General features: G+C 70.6%; 20 protein-coding genes. 15 read left to right on the top strand and 5 right to left on the bottom strand.

Features of this window, described 5'->3' with window-relative positions:
- Nucleotides 1–13 precede the first annotated feature (13 nt).
- Entirely contained in the window at nucleotides 14–1,921 is a 1,908-nt protein-coding gene (locus O7553_RS21195) for a heavy metal translocating P-type ATPase (protein WP_281555693.1), read from the bottom strand.
- 114 nt (nucleotides 1,922–2,035) lie between these two features.
- On the opposite strand from O7553_RS21195, the gene O7553_RS21190 reads away from it, so the two are divergent.
- The 12 genes from O7553_RS21190 (at nucleotide 2,036) to O7553_RS21135 (ending at nucleotide 14,247) form a co-directional block, all read left to right on the top strand.
- Complete coding sequence (locus O7553_RS21190; RefSeq protein ID WP_281551430.1) at nucleotides 2,036–2,404, top strand: metalloregulator ArsR/SmtB family transcription factor; 369 nt, start codon at nucleotides 2,036–2,038, stop codon at nucleotides 2,402–2,404.
- A 110-nt stretch (nucleotides 2,405–2,514) separates the two neighbouring features.
- Nucleotides 2,515–2,694, top strand: a complete 180-nt coding sequence (gene rpmF / locus O7553_RS21185) for a 50S ribosomal protein L32 (protein WP_281551429.1) — start codon at nucleotides 2,515–2,517, stop codon at nucleotides 2,692–2,694.
- A complete protein-coding gene (locus O7553_RS21180) occupies nucleotides 2,691–4,016 on the top strand; it encodes a GTP-binding protein (protein ID WP_281551428.1) in 1,326 nt (441 codons plus the stop codon). The genes rpmF and O7553_RS21180 overlap by 4 nt, the downstream gene beginning before the upstream one ends.
- Before the next feature lie 59 nt (nucleotides 4,017–4,075).
- The gene (locus O7553_RS21175) at nucleotides 4,076–4,762 is read left to right on the top strand and encodes a choice-of-anchor M domain-containing protein (protein ID WP_281551427.1); all 687 of its coding nucleotides are present in this window, start codon (nucleotides 4,076–4,078) and stop codon (nucleotides 4,760–4,762) included.
- A 31-nt stretch (nucleotides 4,763–4,793) separates the two neighbouring features.
- Nucleotides 4,794–5,447: a choice-of-anchor M domain-containing protein gene (locus O7553_RS21170; RefSeq protein WP_281551426.1), complete on the top strand. Its 654-nt coding sequence runs from the start codon at nucleotides 4,794–4,796 to the stop codon at nucleotides 5,445–5,447.
- Between the two features lie 179 nt (nucleotides 5,448–5,626).
- Complete coding sequence (locus O7553_RS21165) at nucleotides 5,627–7,210, top strand: anchored repeat ABC transporter, substrate-binding protein (protein ID WP_348650044.1); 1,584 nt, start codon at nucleotides 5,627–5,629, stop codon at nucleotides 7,208–7,210.
- Nucleotides 7,211–7,265: 55 nt separating this feature from the next.
- Nucleotides 7,266–8,144 (top strand): choice-of-anchor M domain-containing protein, encoded by an 879-nt coding sequence (locus O7553_RS21160; RefSeq protein WP_281555692.1) that lies wholly within the window; start codon nucleotides 7,266–7,268, stop codon nucleotides 8,142–8,144.
- Nucleotides 8,141–8,917, top strand: coding sequence for an anchored repeat-type ABC transporter ATP-binding subunit (locus tag O7553_RS21155; RefSeq protein ID WP_281551425.1), 777 nt, complete (start codon nucleotides 8,141–8,143; stop codon nucleotides 8,915–8,917). The genes O7553_RS21160 and O7553_RS21155 overlap by 4 nt, the downstream gene beginning before the upstream one ends.
- On the top strand, nucleotides 8,917–9,834 hold the full coding sequence (locus tag O7553_RS21150) for an anchored repeat-type ABC transporter permease subunit (protein WP_281551424.1): 918 nt from the start codon (nucleotides 8,917–8,919) through the stop codon (nucleotides 9,832–9,834). The genes O7553_RS21155 and O7553_RS21150 overlap by 1 nt, the downstream gene beginning before the upstream one ends.
- 94 nt (nucleotides 9,835–9,928) lie before the next feature.
- Nucleotides 9,929–11,398, top strand: a complete 1,470-nt coding sequence (locus O7553_RS21145; RefSeq protein WP_281551423.1) for a choice-of-anchor M domain-containing protein — start codon at nucleotides 9,929–9,931, stop codon at nucleotides 11,396–11,398.
- 90 nt (nucleotides 11,399–11,488) lie between these two features.
- The gene (locus tag O7553_RS21140; RefSeq protein WP_281551422.1) at nucleotides 11,489–12,607 is read left to right on the top strand and encodes a DUF916 domain-containing protein; all 1,119 of its coding nucleotides are present in this window, start codon (nucleotides 11,489–11,491) and stop codon (nucleotides 12,605–12,607) included.
- The gene (locus O7553_RS21135; RefSeq protein ID WP_281551421.1) at nucleotides 12,604–14,247 is read left to right on the top strand and encodes a TIGR03773 family transporter-associated surface protein; all 1,644 of its coding nucleotides are present in this window, start codon (nucleotides 12,604–12,606) and stop codon (nucleotides 14,245–14,247) included. Before O7553_RS21140 ends, O7553_RS21135 begins: the two co-directional genes overlap by 4 nt.
- On the opposite strand, the gene O7553_RS21130 is transcribed toward O7553_RS21135, so the two are convergent.
- A complete protein-coding gene (locus O7553_RS21130) occupies nucleotides 14,232–14,525 on the bottom strand; it encodes a hypothetical protein (RefSeq protein ID WP_281551420.1) in 294 nt (97 codons plus the stop codon). The two genes, O7553_RS21135 and O7553_RS21130, sit on opposite strands and share 16 nt — an antisense overlap.
- Nucleotides 14,526–14,673: 148 nt before the next feature.
- Between O7553_RS21130 and O7553_RS21125 the strand changes: the two genes are divergently transcribed.
- Nucleotides 14,674–14,949 (top strand): type B 50S ribosomal protein L31, encoded by a 276-nt coding sequence (locus O7553_RS21125; protein ID WP_281555691.1) that lies wholly within the window; start codon nucleotides 14,674–14,676, stop codon nucleotides 14,947–14,949.
- 124 nt (nucleotides 14,950–15,073) lie between these two features.
- Nucleotides 15,074–15,448, top strand: coding sequence for a sensory rhodopsin transducer (locus O7553_RS21120; protein ID WP_281551419.1), 375 nt, complete (start codon nucleotides 15,074–15,076; stop codon nucleotides 15,446–15,448).
- A 71-nt stretch (nucleotides 15,449–15,519) separates the two neighbouring features.
- Here the strand turns inward: O7553_RS21120 and O7553_RS21115 are convergent, their stop codons facing one another.
- On the bottom strand, nucleotides 15,520–16,353 hold the full coding sequence (locus tag O7553_RS21115; RefSeq protein WP_281551418.1) for an alpha/beta hydrolase: 834 nt from the start codon (nucleotides 16,351–16,353) through the stop codon (nucleotides 15,520–15,522).
- Between the two features lie 165 nt (nucleotides 16,354–16,518).
- On the opposite strand from O7553_RS21115, the gene O7553_RS21110 reads away from it, so the two are divergent.
- Nucleotides 16,519–17,139 carry a TetR/AcrR family transcriptional regulator gene (locus O7553_RS21110; RefSeq protein ID WP_281551417.1) on the top strand — a complete coding sequence of 207 codons (621 nt, stop codon included), beginning with the start codon at nucleotides 16,519–16,521 and terminating at the stop codon, nucleotides 17,137–17,139.
- Nucleotides 17,140–17,167: 28 nt separating this feature from the next.
- Here O7553_RS21110 and O7553_RS21105 read toward each other — a convergent pair whose 3' ends face one another.
- A complete protein-coding gene (locus O7553_RS21105) occupies nucleotides 17,168–18,517 on the bottom strand; it encodes a LamG-like jellyroll fold domain-containing protein (RefSeq protein WP_281551416.1) in 1,350 nt (449 codons plus the stop codon).
- Nucleotides 18,518–18,590: 73 nt separating this feature from the next.
- Nucleotides 18,591–19,250 carry a TetR/AcrR family transcriptional regulator gene (locus O7553_RS21100; RefSeq protein WP_281551415.1) on the bottom strand — a complete coding sequence of 220 codons (660 nt, stop codon included), beginning with the start codon at nucleotides 19,248–19,250 and terminating at the stop codon, nucleotides 18,591–18,593.
- Nucleotides 19,251–19,297 lie beyond the last annotated feature (47 nt).

The raw sequence follows: 19,297 nt of genomic DNA, 5'->3' as shown, positions 1-19,297 counted from the left end.
CGCGCCGGGGCCGTCACTGCTGCCAGGCCGAGCGGCGCAGCAGCCGCATGCCGTTGAGCGCGACCAGGATGGTGGAGCCCTCGTGCCCGGCGACGCCGAGCGGCAGCGGCAGGTGGCCGACGATGTCCCAGGTCGCCAGGACCACGATGACGGTGCCGGCGATGACCAGGTTGGCGACCACGCAGCGCCGGGCCCGCCGGGCGAGGGCGACAAGCGCGGGGATGGTGGTCAGGTCGTCGCGGACGATGACGGTGTCCGCGGTCTCCAGGGCGAGGTCGGCACCGACGCCACCCATCGCGACGCCGGTGTGCGCGGTGGCCAGCGCCGGTGCGTCGTTGACTCCGTCGCCGATCACCAGCACCCGCCGGCCGCCGGCCTGCAGTTGCCGTACCGCGGCGACCTTGTCCTGCGGCAGCAGACCGGCCCGTACCTCGTCGATGCCGACCTCGGCGGCCAGCCCGCCGGCTGCCTGCGGGTTGTCGCCGGTGAGCAGCACCGGCGACCGCCCGGTCAGGGCACGCAGCGCGGCGGTGACCGGGGCCGCGCCGGGTCGCAACCGGTCGGTGAGCGCGAGGACGGCTGCCGGCGTGCCGTCGACGGCGACCACGACGGCGGTCTGGCCGGCGGACTCCACTTCGGCGACCAGCCGGCGGGCCCCGTCGTCGGTGGCGGTCAGCAGCTGGGCCGGGCTGGCCACGGCCACCTGCCGGTCAACGACGCGGGCCGTGACGCCGCGCCCTGGTAGTGCGGCGAACGTGTCGGTGGCGGCGATCGCCAACTGGCGGTCGCGGGCGGCGGCGACCACGGCGACACCGATCGGGTGTTCGCTGGGCAGTTCGGCGGCGGCGGCGAGAGCCAGCAGTTGGTCCGCGTCGCCGGTGGCCGGATCACCGGGTACGGGGTGGACGGCGGTGACTCGGGGCCGACCTTCGGTGAGGGTGCCGGTCTTGTCGAAGGCGACCAGGTCGGCACGGCCGAGGCGTTCGATCACCCCGGCGGATTTGACCAGTACGCCGTGTCTGCCGGCGGTGGCGATCGCGGCGAGCAGCGGCGGCATGGTCGCCAGCACCACGGCACAGGGGGAAGCGACGATCATGAAGGTCATCGCCCGCAGCAGGGCGTCGGTGAGGCTGTCGCCGAGGGCGAGCGGGATGCCGAACAGGGCGAGAGTCGCGACCACGACTCCGACCGAGTAGCGCTGCTCGATCCGTTCGATGAACAGCTGGGTGGGTGCCTTGCTGGCGGCGGCCTCCTCGACCATGGCGGCGATCCGGGCGACGACGGTCTCGCCTGCCGGGGTGGTCACCCGGACCCGTAGCGCTCCGGTGCCGTTGAGGGTGCCGGCGTACACGTCGTCGCCGTGGCTGCGGTCCACCGGTAGCGGCTCGCCGGTGATGGTGGCCTGGTCGACCTCGCTGGCGCCGTCGACAACCTGTCCGTCGGCGCCGATCCGCTCGCCGGGGCGGACCAGGATGACGTCGCCGACGCGCAGTGTGACGGTGTCGACCCGCTGTTCGGCGCCGTCGACGATCCGCGTCGCCTGGGGCGGGGCCAGGTCGAGCAGGCTGTGGACGGCGTCGGCGGTTCGTCGAGTGGTGAGCGCTTCCAGCGCGCCGGAGGTGGCGAAGATGACGATCAGCAGGGCGCCGTCGAAGACCTGGTTGACGGCGGCGGCCCCGATCGCGGCGACCACCATCAGCAGGTCGACGTCGAGGGTGCGTTCGCGTAGTGCGCGCAGTCCGGACCAGCCTGGTTCCCAACCGCCGGCGACGTAGCAGGCAAGGTAGGCGGCCCACCAGCTCCACGCCGGGGCTCCGGCCAGGTGCAGCGTGCCGCCGAGGGCGAACAGCGCGGTCGCGGCGGTCGCCCAGCGGACCTCGGGCAGCGCCCAGATCGGGGTACGGCGGGTGGCGTCGGCCAGGCGCTCGGCGCGTTTCGGGGGCGCGTACGGCGGGGTATCGATGAGCACGGCCATTACAATAGCTGCGCAGCTATGCAGATATGCAAGTAGGCGGCCTCGACTAGTCTGACCGGCATGCACACCTCGATTCCGGATTTCCGGATGCCGGTCGAGGAGCAGGTGCACCTGGCCGCGGAGACGTTCCGCCTGCTCGCCGACCCCACCCGGATCAAGATTCTCTGGGCGCTGCTGCAGGGTGAGTCGTCGGTCGCCTGCCTGGCCGAGTTGGTCGGTGCCGCGCCGACGGCGGTCAGCCAGCACCTGGCCAAGCTGCGGCTCGCCGGGCTGGTCCGGGGTCGCCGGGAGGGCACATTCGTCTACTACTCGGCCGCAGACGTGCACGTCCGGCAGTTGCTGGCCGAGGCGCTGTTCCACGCCGACCATGCCGACCGCGAGCTGCCCGACCACGGGCCGGGGGAGCGGGTCTCCGATCACCACGGGTGAGCGCCTGGCTCGGGGCCGGTCACCTGTGGTGGAGTCGAAACCGGCCGCGTCGGTCCTACTTAATGAAAACGGCTTCCGTTATCGTCTGGGTAGACGAGAGGAGGCCGTCCATGGCCGTACCGAAGCGCCGCACCTCGCGGTCGAACACCCGCCACCGGCGCGCCCAGTGGAAGGCGGCGGTGCCGATGCTGGTGACCTGCCCCTGCCCGCGACAGGAGAAGATCCTGCCGCACCGGGCCTGCGCACACTGCGGCCTGTACCGGGGCCGCCAGGTCGAGGATCCGCGATGACCGGTGCGGTGGCCAGCGAGGGGAACGGTGCGACGGCCGGCGCGGTGGCCAGTGACCGTCGGCTGCCGGTAACGGTGCTGTCCGGATTCCTCGGTGCGGGCAAGACCACCCTGCTCAACCACATCTTGGCCAACCGGGAAGGGCGGCGGGTCGCGGTCATTGTCAACGACATGAGCGAGATCAACATCGACGCCGCGCTGGTGCGCGACGGCGGTAGCCTGTCGCGTACCGAGGAACGCCTGGTCGAGATGACCAACGGCTGCATCTGCTGCACCCTGCGCGACGACTTGCTGGTGGAGATCGCCCGACTGGCTCGGCTGGGCCGCTTCGACTACCTGGTGATCGAGTCCAGCGGCATCTCCGAACCACTGCCGGTGGCGGCCACGTTCGCCTTCGGCACCGACGACGGTGGGGTGCTGGCCGACATCGCCCGGCTGGACACCATGGTCACTGTCGTCGACGCGCCGCACCTGATCGCCCAGTTGCGGGCCGGCGAGTCGTTGGAGCAGCGTGGGCTGGCCGCGTACGACGACGATGACCGCACCATCGCCGACCTGCTGGTCGACCAGATCGAGTTCGCCGACGTGATCCTGGTCAACAAGACCGACCTGGTCGGGTCGGCCGAGTTGGCGACGGTCGAGGCGCTGGTGACCAGGCTGAACCCGAAGGCCCGTCAGCTGCGGACCGTGCGGGCGCAGGTCCCGTTGGGCGAGGTGCTCGACACCGGGCGGTTCGATCTGGAGGCGGCCGAGACCGCTCCCGGTTGGGTCGCCGAACTCAACGGCGAGCACGTGCCGGAGACGATCGAGTACGGCATCAGCAGCATCGTCTACCGGGCGGTCGCGCCGTTTCATCCGCAGCGGCTCTGGGATCTGCTCGCCGAGCTGGACAGCTTCGGCGTCGTACGGTCGAAGGGCTTTCTCTGGCTGGCGACCCGGCCCGATGTGCAGGCACTGTGGTCGCAGGCCGGTCCGTCGGCGCGGTGCGACCCGGCGGGGGTGCCGGTGGCCAGCTCCGGTGAGTGGCCCGACGACCCGGCCGAGCGGGCCGACCTGGAGTCCCGGTGGGATCCGGTCTTCGGCGACCGGCACCAGGAGCTGGTGTTCATCGGCATCGGGCTCGATGGCGAGCGGCTACGGGCGGCGCTGGACGGCGCGCTGCTCACCGATGCCGAGCTCGCGGCGGCCGGAGCGGGGCTGGTCGCCGGGCTCGCGGCATGGCGCGAGCTGCCGGACCCGTTTCCCGACTGGGATGTCGGCGAGCTGGACGAACATGGACATGTGTCGACTCAGACAGGTCGCACCCCTACCGCGATAAGTTGAAAACGATTACCGTTAGCTCCCGGTGGTCCACCAGGGACCACCGGGAGGGAGTCTGTCCCATGTCGACCGCAACTCGCCGGCGGGCCGCCGGTGCGCTCGTCGCCAGCGCCGCGATGATCGCCGCGCTGGTGGTTTCGGCCACTCCGGCGCAGGCACACGGCACCGGCCTGCCCGTGGTCCTGCATGAAGGACACGTCGACGTCATCGAGGTCGAGTACGAGGACGGTGAGCTGGAGCTCGGCGTCCACGACGACACCGTCGAGCCGGGTGAGCACCGCCACCACGACGACGTGATCTTCGTCGTCAAGCCCCAGGCGAAGGCCACCGTGCCCAGTGACCCGGCCTTCGCCTTCCTCGGCGCCGCCGGCTCGCCGGTGTGGATCCTGCCGCAGATCGAGAACGAGGAACTGCTCTTCGCCGGCCTCGCCACCGAGGAGCTCGAAGCGGGCGTCTTCGCCGGCGACTCGGTCGACCTGACCGTGCAGCAGCTGATCAGCGCCCCCAGCTCCGCCAAGATGGCGGTCTACACCGAGGACCTGTTCGGGCAGCCGACCGTGCTGGCCAACAGCCGCGACGGGCTGCCGGACGTTGTCGACCTGGCGGTCGGTGAGCACCTGCACGTCAACTGGGCGTTCAGCAAGGCGGGCGTCTACCTGCTCAAGGTGAAGGCCAGTGCCACTCTGGCGGGCACCACGACCGTCGTCGAGTCCGACTCGGTCTACCTGCGATTCGTCGTCCTGCCCTGACGTGCGTCGGGAATCCGGAGGGAGCAGTGTGATGAAGACTCCTGGCCGCCGGCTGCTTGCCGGTATCGCGTCGAGTGCCCTCGCTGCGGTGCTCGCGGTCGCCGTACCCACCCCGGCGCAGGCCACGACCGTCGAACTGACCAGTGGCCACGTCGATGTCATCAATGTCGATCATGTCGCCGGTGGGCCGATCGAGGTCACCGTTGGCGATGACACCGGCGCTACCTTCGTCGAGCGTGACCCGTCCACCGTGGTCCTCGTGGTGCCTGCCGCCGCGCACACGGCGGTGCCGTCCGGTTCCGCCTGGTCGTTCCTCGGCAGCGGGGGGTACGCCTACGTGTTGCCGCAGACCAACACCGCCGGGCTGCTCTGGGCCGGCTGGGACACCACCGGGGTGGCCAGCGGGGCGTTGCAGTTCAACCGGGTCGTGTTCAAGCTGACCGGCGTGCAGGGGCCGGGCGGGTTCAGCATCTTCACCGCCTCGGGCGGCACGCCCACGGTGCTGTTCGACAGCGGCAACGGTCTGCCGGACAGCCTGAACGTCAACCGCAACACCCATGCCCACGTCAACTGGGGCTTCGACGTGGCCGGCACCTACGTGGCGACGTTCGAGGTAAGCGGCGTGCGTGCGTCGAACGGGCAGCCGGTGAGCAGCACCGAGGAATTCACCTTCGAGGTCGGCTGACCCCCGTTCGACCCGAGTGGTTGATTCGTCGGTTGATCCGACCCGCCGACCCGTGCAGCCGGTGCCGAACATCACCCGTTCGGCACCGGCTGCACGCCGGATCGAGTATGACAACGGTTATCGTTTGCGTGCTAGCGTGCGGTGCGCGGGCGCAGGGCGTACGGAAGGTGGGGTGGATCATGCGCGCACGGTGGCTCATCGGGTCGGCGCTGCTCGCTGTCAGTCTTGGTAACCTGGCGGCCTGTGTCGTCCCCGAGACGTTGAGCGCCGCTGACGACCGTCTCCAGGTCGTCACCACCACCGGCATTCTGCGGGACCTGGTCGACAACGTCGGCGGGGACCGCGTCGCGGTCGCCTCGCTCGTCCCCGACGGTGCCGACCCCCACTCGTACGAGCCGTCGCTGCGCGACGTGCGCAACGTCGTCTACGCCGACGTCGCCTTCAGCAACTACCTGCTGCTGGAGGAGCACGCCATCATCAAGGCGCTCGACGCCAACCTGCCGGAGAGCGTACCGAACATCTCGCTCGCCGAGGGGGCGATCAAGTACGCCGCCGAGATCATCCCGCTGGTCGAGGACTTCTCGCTCGACACCATCTGGCTCGGCATGCGGGTACGCGGCACCGGCGGGACCTATGGTGCAGACCGGGTCTCCGACATCCTGCTGCAGAGCACCAACGTGACCGGCCCCGGCGCCATGGCGGCCTACCTCACCGAGTCGTTCGGCAACCCGGCCGTCTATCTCGACTCGGCCGACGGCTTCGACGCCGCCACCGGCTACCGGGACGACACCGCCACCCTCCCGCCCGACGCGCACACCCACATGAGCTGGGCTTTCACCGAGCCGGGCGTCTACCGGCTCACCATGTCGGCACGGTTGGCGGTCACCACCGACAGCCGCCCCGTCGCCCTCGGGGAACAGACCTTCACGTTTGCCGTCGGCGTCGATCCGCACAGCGTGCCCGGGATGGCCGGGGCCGACGTACTGCGCGGCGGGCACGCCGACATCACCGTCGACCTCGACGCGGCGGCGCGCGGCGAGCCGTCGCTGTACCTGTTCGCCGACCCGCACGGCGCCGGTGACGCCCATCAGCATGTGCACGATCCGGCCGACACCGTCATCGAGGTGCCGAACAAGGCCCTCGCCCAGGTGCCGGCCGGTCGGGACTTCCGCTTCCTCGGCCGACCGGGCACCGAGATCTTCCAACTGCCGCAGGCGGTGCTCGGCAAGCACGTGCACGGGGAGATCGACCCGCACCTGTGGCAGAACGTCCGCAACGTCATCGCGTACACCGAACTGATCCGCGACACCCTGATCGGCGTCGACCCAGCCGGTGCCGCCGACTACCGGCGGCACGCGGCGGCGTACATCGCCGAGTTGACCGCGCTGGACGACTACGTCCGTGACACGATCGCGCGGATCCCGCCCGCCCGGCGGCACCTGATCACTACTCACGACGCGTTCGGCTACCTCGGGGCCGCGTACGACGTGCAGATCTCCGGCTTCGTCAGCCCGCACCCGGCGGCCGAGCCGAGCCTGGCCGACCGGCGTCGGCTCACCGAGACGATCCGCAACCTGCGGGTACCGGCGGTGTTCCTGGAGCCGAACCTGCGGTCGAGGTCCTCGACATTGACCGAACTCGCCGACGACCTCGACGTACGGGTCTGCGATATCTACGGCGACACCTTTGACGACCGGGTGACCAGCTACGTCGAGCTGATGCGGTTCAACGCCGAGTCGCTGCTCGATTGTCTGGCACCATGAGGAGGCATCAGTGAAGTCGATCGGCCTGTCGACGGCCGTCTCCGCGCTGCTGGCGATGACGCTGGCCGCCCAGCCGACATCGCCCGACCCGGCACTGGACCAGTCGATCGCCCCGGACCAGCCGGTCGCCGCGGACATGACCGTGCTGGCGGCCGGTCATGTCGACATCGGACCGCGCTACGTCGACGACGAGTGGACCCTGCTGCTGCACGACGACGCGGCGCAGCCGGTGTGGCGGGATCCGGACCGGACCGTGCTGAGGGTCACCGACGCCGCGCTGCAGACCGTGCCGGATGATCCGGTGTACGGCTTCCTCGACGTGCCGGCCGGCACCGAGGTGCACGTGGTGCCGCAGGTGCAGCACCCCGACGTGGTGTGGGTCGGCTGGAACACCCAGGACCCACGGGTGATGCAGACGATCGACCGGGGCGTGACGTTGGAGCTCGCCGGGGTCGAAGGACCTGGCGAGGTCACCATGTATCTGCAGGCCGGCACGTTCAGCGAACCGCAGGTGCTGTGGCGCTCCACCGAGCCGCCCGGCCAGCCGATGTGGGTGGAGGTCAACACCCACACCCACGCCAACTGGGTGTTCACCGTCCCCGGCGTGTACCTGGTCGCCGTCCGGGTCAGCGCCGACCTGGTCGGCGGCGAGCAGGTGAGCGCGGTACGGCACCTGCGGTTCGCGGTCGGCGACGCCGTCAGCACCGACGACGCGTTCGCCGCGCAACCCGACGAGGTCGCGGCCGCGCCGGTCGCCTCCGACGGTGCTGACGGCCAGGGGGCCGCAGCCGACGGCACCGGCGACGGCACCGGCCCCTGGCTGCTCGGCGGCCTTGTGCTGGCCGCGGTCGTGCTGGCGGTTGCGCTGGTCGTCGTGGTGCTGCGCGGCCGGGCGGTACGCCGCCGGGTCGAGCAGGAGCGTGCCGCCTCATGACCGCGCTCGCCGTACACGATCTCGACGTCGACCTCGGCGGCCGTCCGGTGCTACGCGGTGTGCGGTTGCACGTCGACCCGGGGGAGCTGGTCGGGCTGATCGGGCCGAACGGGGCCGGCAAGACCACGCTGCTGCGGTCGGTGCTCGGGCTGATCCGGACCCGGTCCGGGCGGATCCTGGTCGACGGGGTGCCGAGCCGGCCGGGGCGGTGCGCGATCGGGTACGTGCCGCAGCGGCACGAGTTCGCCTGGGAGTTCCCGATCTCGGTGGAGCAGGCGGTGCTCAGCGGCCGGACCGGTCGGATCGGGCTGCTGCGCCGGCCGGGGCGGGCCGACTGGCGGGCCACCGCCGAGGCGATCGACCGGGTACGCCTGGGAGACCTGCGTCGTCGGCCGGTCGCCGAGTTGTCCGGCGGCCAGCGCCAGCGGGTGCTGGTGGCCCGGGCATTGGCGCTGCAGCCGGCGTTGCTGCTGCTCGACGAGCCGTTCACCGGGCTGGACATGCCGACCCAGGAGCTGCTCGGTGAGCTGTTCGCCGGTCTGGCGGCCGAGGGTACGCCGCTGTTGATGACCACGCACGACCTGATCGGGGCGATGGATGCCTGTTCCCGGCTGGTGCTGCTGAACCGGCAGGTGATCGCCGAGGGCAAGCCGACCGAGTTGCGGGATCCGCGGCTGTGGATGCGTACGTTCGGGATCACTGAACGGTCGCCGTTGCTGAGGATCGTCGGCGCCGGCACCATGCCCGTCGGGGTCGGCGAGGGGAGCGGCTGATGCCGGTCACCGAGTTCGTCGCCGACCTGTTCAACCCGGATCTGGCCTTCCTGCCGAAGGCGCTGCTGATCGCCATCATGTCCAGTGTGGTCTGCGGGGTGGTCGGTTGCCACGTGGTGCTGCGGGGGATGGCGTTCATCGGTGACGCCGTGGCGCACGCGGTGTTCCCGGGGCTGGCGGTCGCCTTCGTGCTGCAGGGCAGCCTGGTGCTGGGCGGTGCGGTCGCCGGGATCGTGACCGCGCTGCTGATCGCGGTGTTCGCGCAGCGGCGGCGGGTCAAGGAGGACTCGTTGATCGGAGTGTTCTTCGTGGCCGCCTTCGCCCTCGGCATCGTGATCATCTCGCAGGCACCAGGGTACGCCGGTTCGCTGCAGCAGTTCCTGTTCGGTTCGATCACCGGCATTCCGGACCGGGATCTCTACACGGTCGGCTTCACTGGGCTGGCCATCCTGACCGCGTTGTTCCTGCTGCACAAGGAGCTGGTCGCGGTCAGTCTCGACCGGGAGTCGGCCCGGTCGGTCGGGTTGCCGGTGTTCTGGCTGGACATCGTGTTGTACGTGCTGGTCACCCTCGCCGTGGTGATCTCGCTGCAGACGATCGGCAACATTCTGGTACTGGCGTTGCTGATCACGCCGGCGGCGGCGGCGCGGCTGCTGACCGACCGGCTCGCGGTGATGATGCTGCTCGCCCCGCTGATCGGTGGCGGCTCGGCGCTGGTGGGGTTGTACCTGTCCTGGAGCTACGACCTGCCGGTGGGCGGCACCATCGTGCTGGTCGCGACGGCGGTGTTCCTGCTGGCCTGGTTCCTGGCCCCGCGGCACGGTCTGGTCGCCCGCTGGCGGCGGCAGCCGGCAGGGCCCGACGAGGCGCAGGTCACACCGGTGCTGACAGAGGTGGCCGAACGGCCGATAGGTTAATGAAAATGATAGTCGTTACGTTGCGGTGGGGCTTCCGCCCCGTCACGACCACGTCCCGCACCGGTCCGCGGTGCGGGCGAGGGGAGGAACAACGATGAGAACGACAGGTGCCCGCAGGCTCGCGGCCCTGGCCGGTGCGGCGGTGATCGCCGGCGGCGTACTGCTGGTGCCGACCGCCGCGGCCGCAGCCGAGAAGGTGGTGCTCGCCAAGGGCCACACCGACGCGGTCGACGTCCACTACCACGATGGCGAACTGTCCCTGGAGGTCCACGACGACACGGTCAGCCCGTCGGTCAACCGTGATCCGGCGGACGTGACCTTCCAGGTGCTGCCCGAAGCGGCCATGACGGTGCCGGACGACCCCCGGTTCGCCTTCCTCGGGCCGGCCGGATCGCAGATCTGGCTGCTGCCGCTGACCCAGGACCCCGAGCTGCTCTGGCCCGGTTGGAACACCACCACCCTCGGCTCCGGCGTCTTCGCCGGCGACAAGGTCCAGTTGAGCCTCGTCGAGGTCACCGGACCAGGAAACGTCTGGGTGTTCACCCAGGACAGCTTCGGCGGCCCGATCATGAAGTTCCGCAGCGACGACGGCCTGCCGGACGCCATCGACGTACCGATCCGCACCCACGCGCACGCCAACTGGGCGTTCAGCGCGCTGGGCGCCTACACGCTGACCTTCCAGGCCGACGCGACGCTGACCGACGGCACGACCGTCAGCACCGGCCCGGTCGACTACGCGTTCGTGGTCGGCGAGCTCGACGGCACCGGTCCCGAGACCGTGCTGAGCATCGCCGGCATGGCCGACGAGTACCAGCCCGGCGACACCGTCACACTGCAGGCGGTGCAGACCCCGCAGACCGAGCTGGACCACTACCACTGGTTCAGCCGCTGCCCCGGCAGCGACGACTTCGCCATCATTGCCGGCGAGGCCGGCGCGTCCTACAGCTTCACCGCCACCCGTGAGCTCAACGCCTGCGAATACCAGGTGAAGCTCTACGACGACAACCACAGCGTCGTCGCGACCAGCGCGGAGGTCTGGCTCTGGGTGGCCTTCACCCCGACCGACCCGGAGGCCTCGCAGACCATCACCGCGTCGATCGATCCCACCCAGGGCGCACTGGTGATCAGCGTCGACCCGGACGACCGCAGCGTTGTCCTGCCGCCGGCGCAGCTGACCAGCGGTGGTGACAGTTGGGAGAGCACCGGAAGCCTGCGCCCGGTCACCGTCACCGACACCCGGGCCGGCACTCCCGGCTGGAGCGCCTCCGGTCAGCTGCCGGAGAACTTCACCGGACCCGACGGTGCCACCTTCAGCTCCGGCTACCTCGGCTGGACCCCGCAGGTGGTCGACCAGTCCGCCGGTCAGGGCGTCGTCGCGGGCCCGGTCGTCGAGCCGTACGTCGTCGGCGTCGGCGGTGGACTCGGCAGCAGTGCCGTGCTCGGCTCGGCACCGACCGGCGTGGGCCGGGGTACCGCGACCCTGTCGGCCGGCCTGCAGCTGCGCCTGCCGACCGAGACCGTGCCCGGCACCTACACCGCGACCCTCACCCTCACCGCGATCTGAGGATCGCACCAGGGAACGGGCCGGGCGACGACACCGTGCCGCGTCGTCGCCCGGACCGCCCCACACCCTCCGCGAAACGGACCACCCCGCATGCGTACGCCAGCAGCCCTGCTCGCCGGACTCCTCGCCGCCGCCGTCGTGTCGACGGGCCCGGTCACCGGCCCGGCGACGGTCGCATCGCCGAGCTACACGCCCCTCGCGGCGCAGTCGCTCACCTGGGGCGTCGCTCCGTCCAGCCCCGACGGGCCGAACGGACGGCCGGCGTTCGAGTACAAACTGGATCCGGGTGCCACTCTCACCGACTACGTGGCGATCACGAACCACTCCGACCAGCCGATCACCCTCGACGTGTACGCCAGCGACGCGTTCACCACCGACCAGGGCGGCTTCGACCTGCTACCGGCGACCGGAGAACCGGTCGACGTCGGTTCCTGGGTGACGTTCGAGTCCGGCACCTTCACCGTGCCGTCGACGTCGCGGCTGGACGTGCCGTTCACCATCGCGGTGCCGGACAACGCCACCCCCGGCGACCACCCCGGCGGCATCGTCGCCTCGCTCGCCGCCACCGGCACCGACGGCGAGGGCAACCAGGTGGCGGTCGACCACCGGGTCGGCTCCCGGATCTATCTACGGGTCACCGGGGAACTGCAGCCGGGCCTGGACGTCGGGGATCTGTCGGCGACGTACGACGGCACCTGGAACCCGGTCGCGGGTGGCACCGTCACGGCCAGCTTCACCGTGCGCAACACCGGCAACGTACGACTTACCGGGCAGCCGCAGCTGACCGTCGCCGGACCGTTCGGGCTGGCCGGGCGCAAAGTCGACGGCGATCCGCTGCCGGAGATCCTGCCCGGCGACAGTTACCGGACCACTATCCGGGTCGACGGCGTGCCGCCGATGTTCCGGCTCGGTGCGCGGCTCACCGTCGCACCGACCGCCGTCGCCGACGAGGTGCTCGACCCGCCCCCAGCGACCGTGACCCGCGAAAGCGGCCTGTGGGCCGTCCCGTGGTCGCAGCTGGTGATCCTGCTGGTGATCGGGCTGGCCGGCTGGCTGGTCGTCGCCCGCCGCCGCCGCGCCCGGCGCCGGCGGGCAGCACAGCTGGAACAGGCCGTCGCCACCGCGCGCGAACAGGGCCGCGCCGAGGCCGTACGCGACCGCGCGGTCACCGATGCCACTGACGACAAGACGACCCAGGGGACCTCATGATGACGACGATTCACCGCCCCACCGGTGCGGCGACGCGTCGCCGGTGCGCCGCGGTGCTGGCGATCGGTGCACTGGCTGCGGCCCTGACCGCGCCGGCGCCGGTGACCGCCGCACCCGCGACCGATCCGCCGGCAGTAGTGAATTCGGCAGGTGCCGACCTGGTAGCGGTCACCCTCGATGGCGCAACGTTGTCGTTGGTCACTCGCGAGGTGTCCGGGCCCGACCGGAAGCCGGCGACGGCGGTCTTCGGACCGGCAGGCGGCGTGGCGGTGCGGACACCTGACCATCCGGCGTTCCGGTTCCTCGGCCCGGCCGGTCGGCCGATGTGGGCACTGACCGGTAGCGACGTCGAGTTTCCGTATCTGGACACCCGGGCAGTGCCTCGCGGGGCGGTACGCGGCGACACCATCGAGCTGTCGCTGCGTCAGGTCGACGGCCCGGGTGGATTCGTCGCCTATACCCTCGGTGGGCTCGGCCAGCCGACGCCGTTGTTCGGCACCCTCGACGCGATGCCGCGTACCGCCCGGCTGCCGGCAGCGACCAGGACCGGCGGTCTGGTCTGGCTTTTCGACGCCGCGGGCGAGTACCGGCTGACGCTGTCGGCGGCCGCGACGCTGGCCAACGGCGCCGAGGTGACGGCCGACGCCGACTACCGGGTGCTGGTGCCGCGGCTCGACGAGGCGCCGCCCGACCCCGCAGACACCCGGCCGGTGCCGGCCCCGGCTCCCGCTCCGGCGGCGGACCTGGCGAGGGCGTCCGGTGCCGCCCCGGGCGACGGTGTACCGCTCGGTGCCGATTCGCCGTCGGACGGCACCCCCGCGCGGGCGCTGGCGGCGGCTGCCGCACCGACGGCGACCAGCACCGCGTCGCAGCTCGCCGCAGCGGCTCAACAGGACGGGTCACGGGTGGTGATCGACGACGGTCACGTCGACATGGGCCCGGAGCTCACCGGTGCGGACTGGACGATCCGCCTCAAGGACGACACCGTCTCGCCCCCGGTGTGGCGCGACCTGTCCGACGTGGTGCTGCACGTCAAGGACAATGCGAAGATCACCGTGCCGGACAACGCCGACTTCCTGGGCGCGCCGGGTGACGAGGTGTGGCTGTTGCCGCAGGGGCAGCGCGCCGGGATCGTCTGGCCGGGCTGGAACACGCAGCATCCGTCGGTGGTGGCCGGGGTTCGTGGCCCGGTCGTCTGGACCTTCACCGGTGTCGACGGCCCCGGCCGGTTCGCGCTGTTCCTGACCGGGTCGTTCGGTGAATCCGAGGTGCTGTTCGATTCGTCGGCCCGGCTGCCGCAGCGGCTCGACATCCCGATCAACACCCACGCCCACGGCAACTGGGCGTTCAGCGAGCCGGGCATCTACCGGCTGGCCTTCGAGATGTCGGCCACCACGTCGTCGGGGTCGACTCTCACCGACTCCCGCTCGCTCACCGTGGCGATCGGTGACGCGACGGACCCGGACACGGGCTTCGGGCCCGGAGGCGACGACAACCCGGGTGGTGGCTCCGGTGACGGGAGACTGCCGCGGACCGGATCGTCGTGGCACCTGCCGGCCACCGGAGCCATCCTGGTGATCGCTGGCGCGCTGGTGTTGTTCGCGACGCGTCGGCGACGCCCCGCTCAGTGCTCGTCGTAGTGGTCGCCGTGCGCGGCGTGTCGGTGCCCGGCGTGGACGAAGTCCTGGTGGTCGCCGTGGGGCACCATCTCGTGGCCACAGTCGGGACCATGCGTGTGGTCAGCATGTGACTCGGCTGTCACGTGCTGGTCCGTGCCGCACTCGTCCCAGTGCCCGGCGTGCTCGTGGTGGACATGCCCGTCGTGCAGGTAGTCCGTGTGCCCGTCGTGGGTCACCGCAGCGTGCCCGCAGGTCGCAGAGTGGCTGTGCGGGTGTTCGGTGTGCACCGGGTGAGACATGGATGCTCCCTAATATATATTTACATTGCGATGCGAGCATACGTTATCCGGGCTCTACGTGCAGGGTGTATCCGGGTCCGGGGGTGTGACAGGCCTTGCTAAAATGACAATCATTACTGTCAAGCGTCAGGAAGGCTGGTTCGCACGGATGAAGCCTGATATCCACCCTAAATACGATTATGTGGTTTTCCGGGACCGGAGCGCGGATTTCGCGTTCTTGACCCGATCGACTGCGACCAGCCAGAAGACGATCGAGTGGACCGACGGCCAGACGTACCCGGTGGTCGACGTGGAGATCTCCGCGGCCAGCCACCCGTTCTGGACGGGTCGGCAGCGACTGCTGGACAGTGCCGGTCGAGTGGAGAAGTTCCGTGCCAAGTACGCCCGGAAGAAGCGCCCGGAGGGCGACGCCGCGGCCGGCTAGCGTACGCAGCCGCCCCCGCTCTGCCCCGTGCGATCGTGGCCGGGGTTAGCCGAGCCGGTCGCCGGGTAGCCGGCAGGTGCCGGTAGGCCGCGATCGTGGCGGCAGCGGCCGGCAAGGAGGCGTGATGGCTGGCATCGGTGCCCGCATCTGGGTGGTGGCCGGGGGGCGGATCCCGCCGGTCAGCAACGGCGACGAGCCGGAGTTCACCAGCTTCGACCAGCTCTGCCTGCTCAACGCCGGTGACGTCGACGCCGAGGTCGAGCTGACCGTGTACTACGACGATCAGGAGCCGGCGGGGCCGTACCGCTGGATGGTGTGGGCGCGCCGGATCCGGCACGCCCGGCTCAACGACCTCGTCGACCCGGAGCCGATCCGGCTGGGCCGACCGTTCGGCTGCGTACTGACCTCGTCGGAGCCGGTGGTGGTGCAGTTCCAGCGGCAGGACACCCGGCTGCCGGGGGTGGTGGCGTTGACCGACGCGACCCCGTACGCCGGGTGAGGGCAGGCCCACCCGGACCTGCCCGTACCCGGACCTGCCCGCACCCGGTCCGCCGCCCTGGCGCGCCCGGTCTACTTGCCCAGGAAGGCGAGCAGCGCGGTGTTGACCTCCGCCCCGTGGGTCCAGAGCAGGCCGTGCGGTGCTCCGTCGATCTCGACGTACTCGGCCTTTGGTAACCGCTTGTGGAACTCGCGGGCGGTGGCGTCGATCGGCAGGATCCGGTCGGCGGTGCCGTGCAGGATCAGTGCCGGCACGTCGATCCGGTCGATGTCGGCCCGGAAGTCGGTGAGCCAGGTCGGCACGACCGCGCTGGAGGCGAACCACCCAGCGCCGGCCGCGACGTTCCAGCTGTTGCGCAGTGCCTCCTCGGAGAGTCGGCCGCCGAGCGTCTCGTCGGTGTTGTAGAAGTCGCGGTAGAAGTCGCTGAAGTAGGCGTACCGGTCGGCGGTGACGGCGGCGAGGATGCCGTCGAAGATCTCCTGCGGCACGCCGGCCGGGTTGTCGTCGGTGGCCAGCAGGAACGGTTCCAGCGAGGCCAGGAACGCGGCCTTGGCGACCCGGGCGGAGCCGTACCGACTCAGGTAGCGGCCGACCTCGCCGGTGCCCATGCTGAAGCCGACCAGTACGACGTCGGTGAGGTCCAGGGTTTCCAGCAGGGTGTTCAGGTCGGCGGCGAAGGTGTCGTAGTCGTACCCGACGGTGGGCTGGCTGGATTGCCCGAAGCCACGCCGGTCGTAGGTGATGACCCGGTAGCCGGCGGCGAGCAGTGCCGCGCTCTGCTTCTCCCAGGAGTGTCCGTCCAGCGGGTAGCCGTGGATGAGCACCACCGGCTGCCCTTGGCCGTGGTCCTCGTAGTAGAGGTCGATGTTGGTGCTGTTCTCCTGGCCGACGGTGAGGTAAGGCATGACGACCTCCGGTCGCTCGTTGTGAGAACGGTCGTTCTCGCTCGCTGTGTCCTACAGTAGAAAACGATCGTTCTCTCCGCCAGTCGGCAATCGACGATTCGCCGGTGACCCTCGTCACCGGCGACAACGGCCAACCGGGTGGCGGCTCGACCTGAAGGAGAAGACATGCCGGCGTTGACCGACGACGAGGTGCGGCACAAGGTGCTCGACGCCGCCGACCAGCTCTTCTACGCCCGGGGCGTGCAGGCCGTCGGCATGGACGCACTGCGCGCCGAGGCAGGAGTCCCGCTCAAGCGGCTCTACCAGGTCTTCGGGTCGAAGGAAGCCGTGGTCGAGCAGGTGCTGACCCGCCGGCAGCGGATGTGGAACGACCTCGTGGACGCCGCCGTGGCCAGCGGCGGCACACCACGCGACAAGCTGCTCGCCATCTACGACGGGCTCGCCCAGTGGGCCACGGCCGACGACTTCCGTGGCTGCCTGTTCATCAACACCTTCGGTGAGCTGGGCGGGACCACGCCAGGCGTCGCCGAGTTCGTCCGGGGGCAGAAGGCGGAGTTTCAGCAGCGGGTGGCGACACTGGTCGCCGAAGCCGGCGGATCCGCGACCCTTGCTGCCCAACTCGCGATTCTCGCCGAGGGAGTACAGACCACCACCGCGATCGCCGGCGACAACGCCGCCGCCGCTCACGCGCGCGCCGCCGCCGAGGTTCTCATCGGCAGCGCCCTCTCGGCAGCGCCCGCACAGCGACCGCCGACCGGTGAACCGGACCCGACCGCCGGCGGCTGAACCTTCGTCAGCCGCCGGCGGCTGACGGTCAGCTGTACGGGTGCAGGAACTGGTGCGGGCGCAGCGCCTTCGCGGTGATCCGCACGTCACCGATCCAGCCGTAGAAGCCCTGCCCGTACTGCAGGTCGAACGAGGTCGCGCCGATCACGAACGGCAGGCCGAGGGTGGCGATGCCGGTCGAGGGCTGGGTGGGGTTGCGGGCGATCGTCGACCCATCGACGTAGACGACGGTCTGCTCGGAGTCGTTGACCACGGCGAGGTGCATCCACCGGCCGGGCGGCAGGGCGTGGCTCCACGACGTCGGGTCGGCGTCCTGCACGTCGGCGTAGACAACGTACTGCAGGAAGCGCTCGGGGGAGATGTTCAGGCTGCAGGTGCACTCCAGCGGGGACCAGCCGGTGGTCTTGCCGGCGTCGCCGCTGCGCCCCTCCCAGCTCAGGATTCCCATCCAGGCGTGGTCGCCCGGGTACGGGTCGGGCAGCTTCACGAACGCCTCGATGGTGTAGCCGTCACGGAACTTCATACCGTTGATCGGCGCGTCCGGGCCGGCTCGCAGGATGGCACCCCGGTCCGGTCCCTTGCCGCCGTCGAAGCGCAGGCTGGCGTGCGCCGGTTGGCCACTGTGGTGTTCGTCGGAGAAGGTCAACGTCTCGGCGGTGCCGGCGCCGATCCGGCCCACGGTCAGGTCGTTGCCGTTGCCGCTGAGGTCGCGGACCACGGTGCCGTCGAGCACCGGGTTGCCGGTGACCGGGCTACCGGTGCCGGCACCGAAGCCGGCCGAGTCGAACCGCCAGTAGCCGACGGTGGTGTGCCGCAGCACCGCGACCGGCGGCCGGGGCGCGGCCGGCGGCACCGGCGCGAACCCGTCGAACCGGGCCGCGAAGTCGACCTCGACGCTGAACCGGTCGACCGGGCCGGTCAGCTCGACCGTCTCGGCCTGCAGCGGCGTCCGCTTGGCCGGATCCCGGGTGAGGAACCAGGGCGCGAAGGTCTCCACGTCGATGACGTTGCGGACCAGATCGAAATGGTAGAGCCGGATCATGCCGGCCCCGCCGTAGTACCGGTCCTGGTAGTTGACGATGTGCACGTGTACGTCGTGGCCGGCCGCGTTGGTGAGCGTGGTCCGCCCGGGCGGCCAGTAGTGGCCGTTGAGGGTGAGGAAGATCTGGTCGTTGTCCCGAATCAACCGGTCCCACAGCCGCTGCCCGTGGCCGGACAGCTTGGCCGCACCGGCGTCGTCGGCCCAGGCCAGGTCGTGGGTGGTGAGGATCACCGGCAGCGTACGGTGTCCGTCGACGACGCCCTGCGCCCAGGCCAGACCCTGGTCCGAGGCCCTCGGGGCGTCGCGGCTGGTGAGTACGCAGGGATCGTCAGTCACCCGAGCAACGTCGCGCCCGGTGGTGAGCGCCGGGCGTCAGCTGGCTGAACGACGGTCTGCGACCAACGGAAGATCAACTCGGTGGGGCAGGTGGCCGGTCCACCCGGGCGGCGGTGCCGGATGCCGGTGCCGCGCCGATGCCGGCGAGCGTGTTGTCCACCACGGCGGCGACGTGCTCCGCTGCCCGGGTACGCCACTGCCGCTCCGGCAGTCGCCGGTGTTCCAGGAAGAACAGCGACAGCGTCGAGGTGACCAGGTGCGCCGCGACGGTGGTCGAGGCATCAGGGCGTACCGAACCGGCCCGCACCGCCCGGTCGAGCCACCCGGCCAGACCGGCCCGCATGTCGCCGACCACGTCCCAGAACACATTCGACAGGTCGCTGTCGAGTTGGCTCTCCCCGGCCAGTACGGCGATCAGGTCGGCGTGTTCGCGCAGGTGGGCGAGGAGCGCCCGGCAGTAGGCGGCCAGCGCGAACCGGGGGTCGTCCGGGTCGAGCGGGTCGAGGACGTCGCCGATCGCGAGCCGGTAGCCGCCGTACTCGGAGACCACGTCCTTGAGCAGGTCGAGTTTGGTGGGGAAGTAGTGGAACAGCAGTCCCTCGGCGACGCCGGCTTCCTTGGCGAGCTGCTTGGTGGTGGTGGCCGCGAAGCCCTGCCGGGCGAAGACGCGTACCGCGACCTCACGCAGCTGCCGTCGCCGTTGCTCGGCGGCCTGTTGCCGACTGGTTGCCATGGTCCTCCACATCCTCGACCAAACTCGTTGAGTAAGAACTCAATGAG

The organism is Solwaraspora sp. WMMA2059 (assembly GCF_027497315.1).
Lineage (GTDB): Bacteria > Actinomycetota > Actinomycetes > Mycobacteriales > Micromonosporaceae > Micromonospora_E.
The sequence above is the reverse complement of the archived record's forward strand: the minus strand, read 5'-3'. Positions and strand labels throughout refer to the sequence as shown.

What these genes read in the sequence shown, in the direction of transcription:
- O7553_RS21190 (WP_281551430.1), top strand. Translation starts at nt 2,036, where the DNA reads ATGCACACCTCGATTCCGGATTTCCGGATGCCGGTCGAGGAGCAGGTG.
- rpmF (WP_281551429.1), top strand. Translation starts at nt 2,515, where the DNA reads ATGGCCGTACCGAAGCGCCGCACCTCGCGGTCGAACACCCGCCACCGG.
- O7553_RS21180 (WP_281551428.1), top strand. Translation starts at nt 2,691, where the DNA reads ATGACCGGTGCGGTGGCCAGCGAGGGGAACGGTGCGACGGCCGGCGCG.
- O7553_RS21175 (WP_281551427.1), top strand. Translation starts at nt 4,076, where the DNA reads ATGTCGACCGCAACTCGCCGGCGGGCCGCCGGTGCGCTCGTCGCCAGC.
- O7553_RS21170 (WP_281551426.1), top strand. Translation starts at nt 4,794, where the DNA reads ATGAAGACTCCTGGCCGCCGGCTGCTTGCCGGTATCGCGTCGAGTGCC.
- O7553_RS21165 (WP_348650044.1), top strand. Translation starts at nt 5,627, where the DNA reads ATGCGCGCACGGTGGCTCATCGGGTCGGCGCTGCTCGCTGTCAGTCTT.
- O7553_RS21160 (WP_281555692.1), top strand. Translation starts at nt 7,266, where the DNA reads ATGACGCTGGCCGCCCAGCCGACATCGCCCGACCCGGCACTGGACCAG.
- O7553_RS21155 (WP_281551425.1), top strand. Translation starts at nt 8,141, where the DNA reads ATGACCGCGCTCGCCGTACACGATCTCGACGTCGACCTCGGCGGCCGT.
- O7553_RS21150 (WP_281551424.1), top strand. Translation starts at nt 8,917, where the DNA reads ATGCCGGTCACCGAGTTCGTCGCCGACCTGTTCAACCCGGATCTGGCC.
- O7553_RS21145 (WP_281551423.1), top strand. Translation starts at nt 9,929, where the DNA reads ATGAGAACGACAGGTGCCCGCAGGCTCGCGGCCCTGGCCGGTGCGGCG.
- O7553_RS21140 (WP_281551422.1), top strand. Translation starts at nt 11,489, where the DNA reads ATGCGTACGCCAGCAGCCCTGCTCGCCGGACTCCTCGCCGCCGCCGTC.
- O7553_RS21135 (WP_281551421.1), top strand. Translation starts at nt 12,604, where the DNA reads ATGATGACGACGATTCACCGCCCCACCGGTGCGGCGACGCGTCGCCGG.
- O7553_RS21130 (WP_281551420.1), bottom strand. Translation starts at nt 14,525, where the DNA reads ATGTCTCACCCGGTGCACACCGAACACCCGCACAGCCACTCTGCGACC.
- O7553_RS21125 (WP_281555691.1), top strand. Translation starts at nt 14,674, where the DNA reads ATGAAGCCTGATATCCACCCTAAATACGATTATGTGGTTTTCCGGGAC.
- O7553_RS21120 (WP_281551419.1), top strand. Translation starts at nt 15,074, where the DNA reads ATGGCTGGCATCGGTGCCCGCATCTGGGTGGTGGCCGGGGGGCGGATC.
- O7553_RS21115 (WP_281551418.1), bottom strand. Translation starts at nt 16,353, where the DNA reads ATGCCTTACCTCACCGTCGGCCAGGAGAACAGCACCAACATCGACCTC.
- O7553_RS21110 (WP_281551417.1), top strand. Translation starts at nt 16,519, where the DNA reads ATGCCGGCGTTGACCGACGACGAGGTGCGGCACAAGGTGCTCGACGCC.
- O7553_RS21100 (WP_281551415.1), bottom strand. Translation starts at nt 19,250, where the DNA reads ATGGCAACCAGTCGGCAACAGGCCGCCGAGCAACGGCGACGGCAGCTG.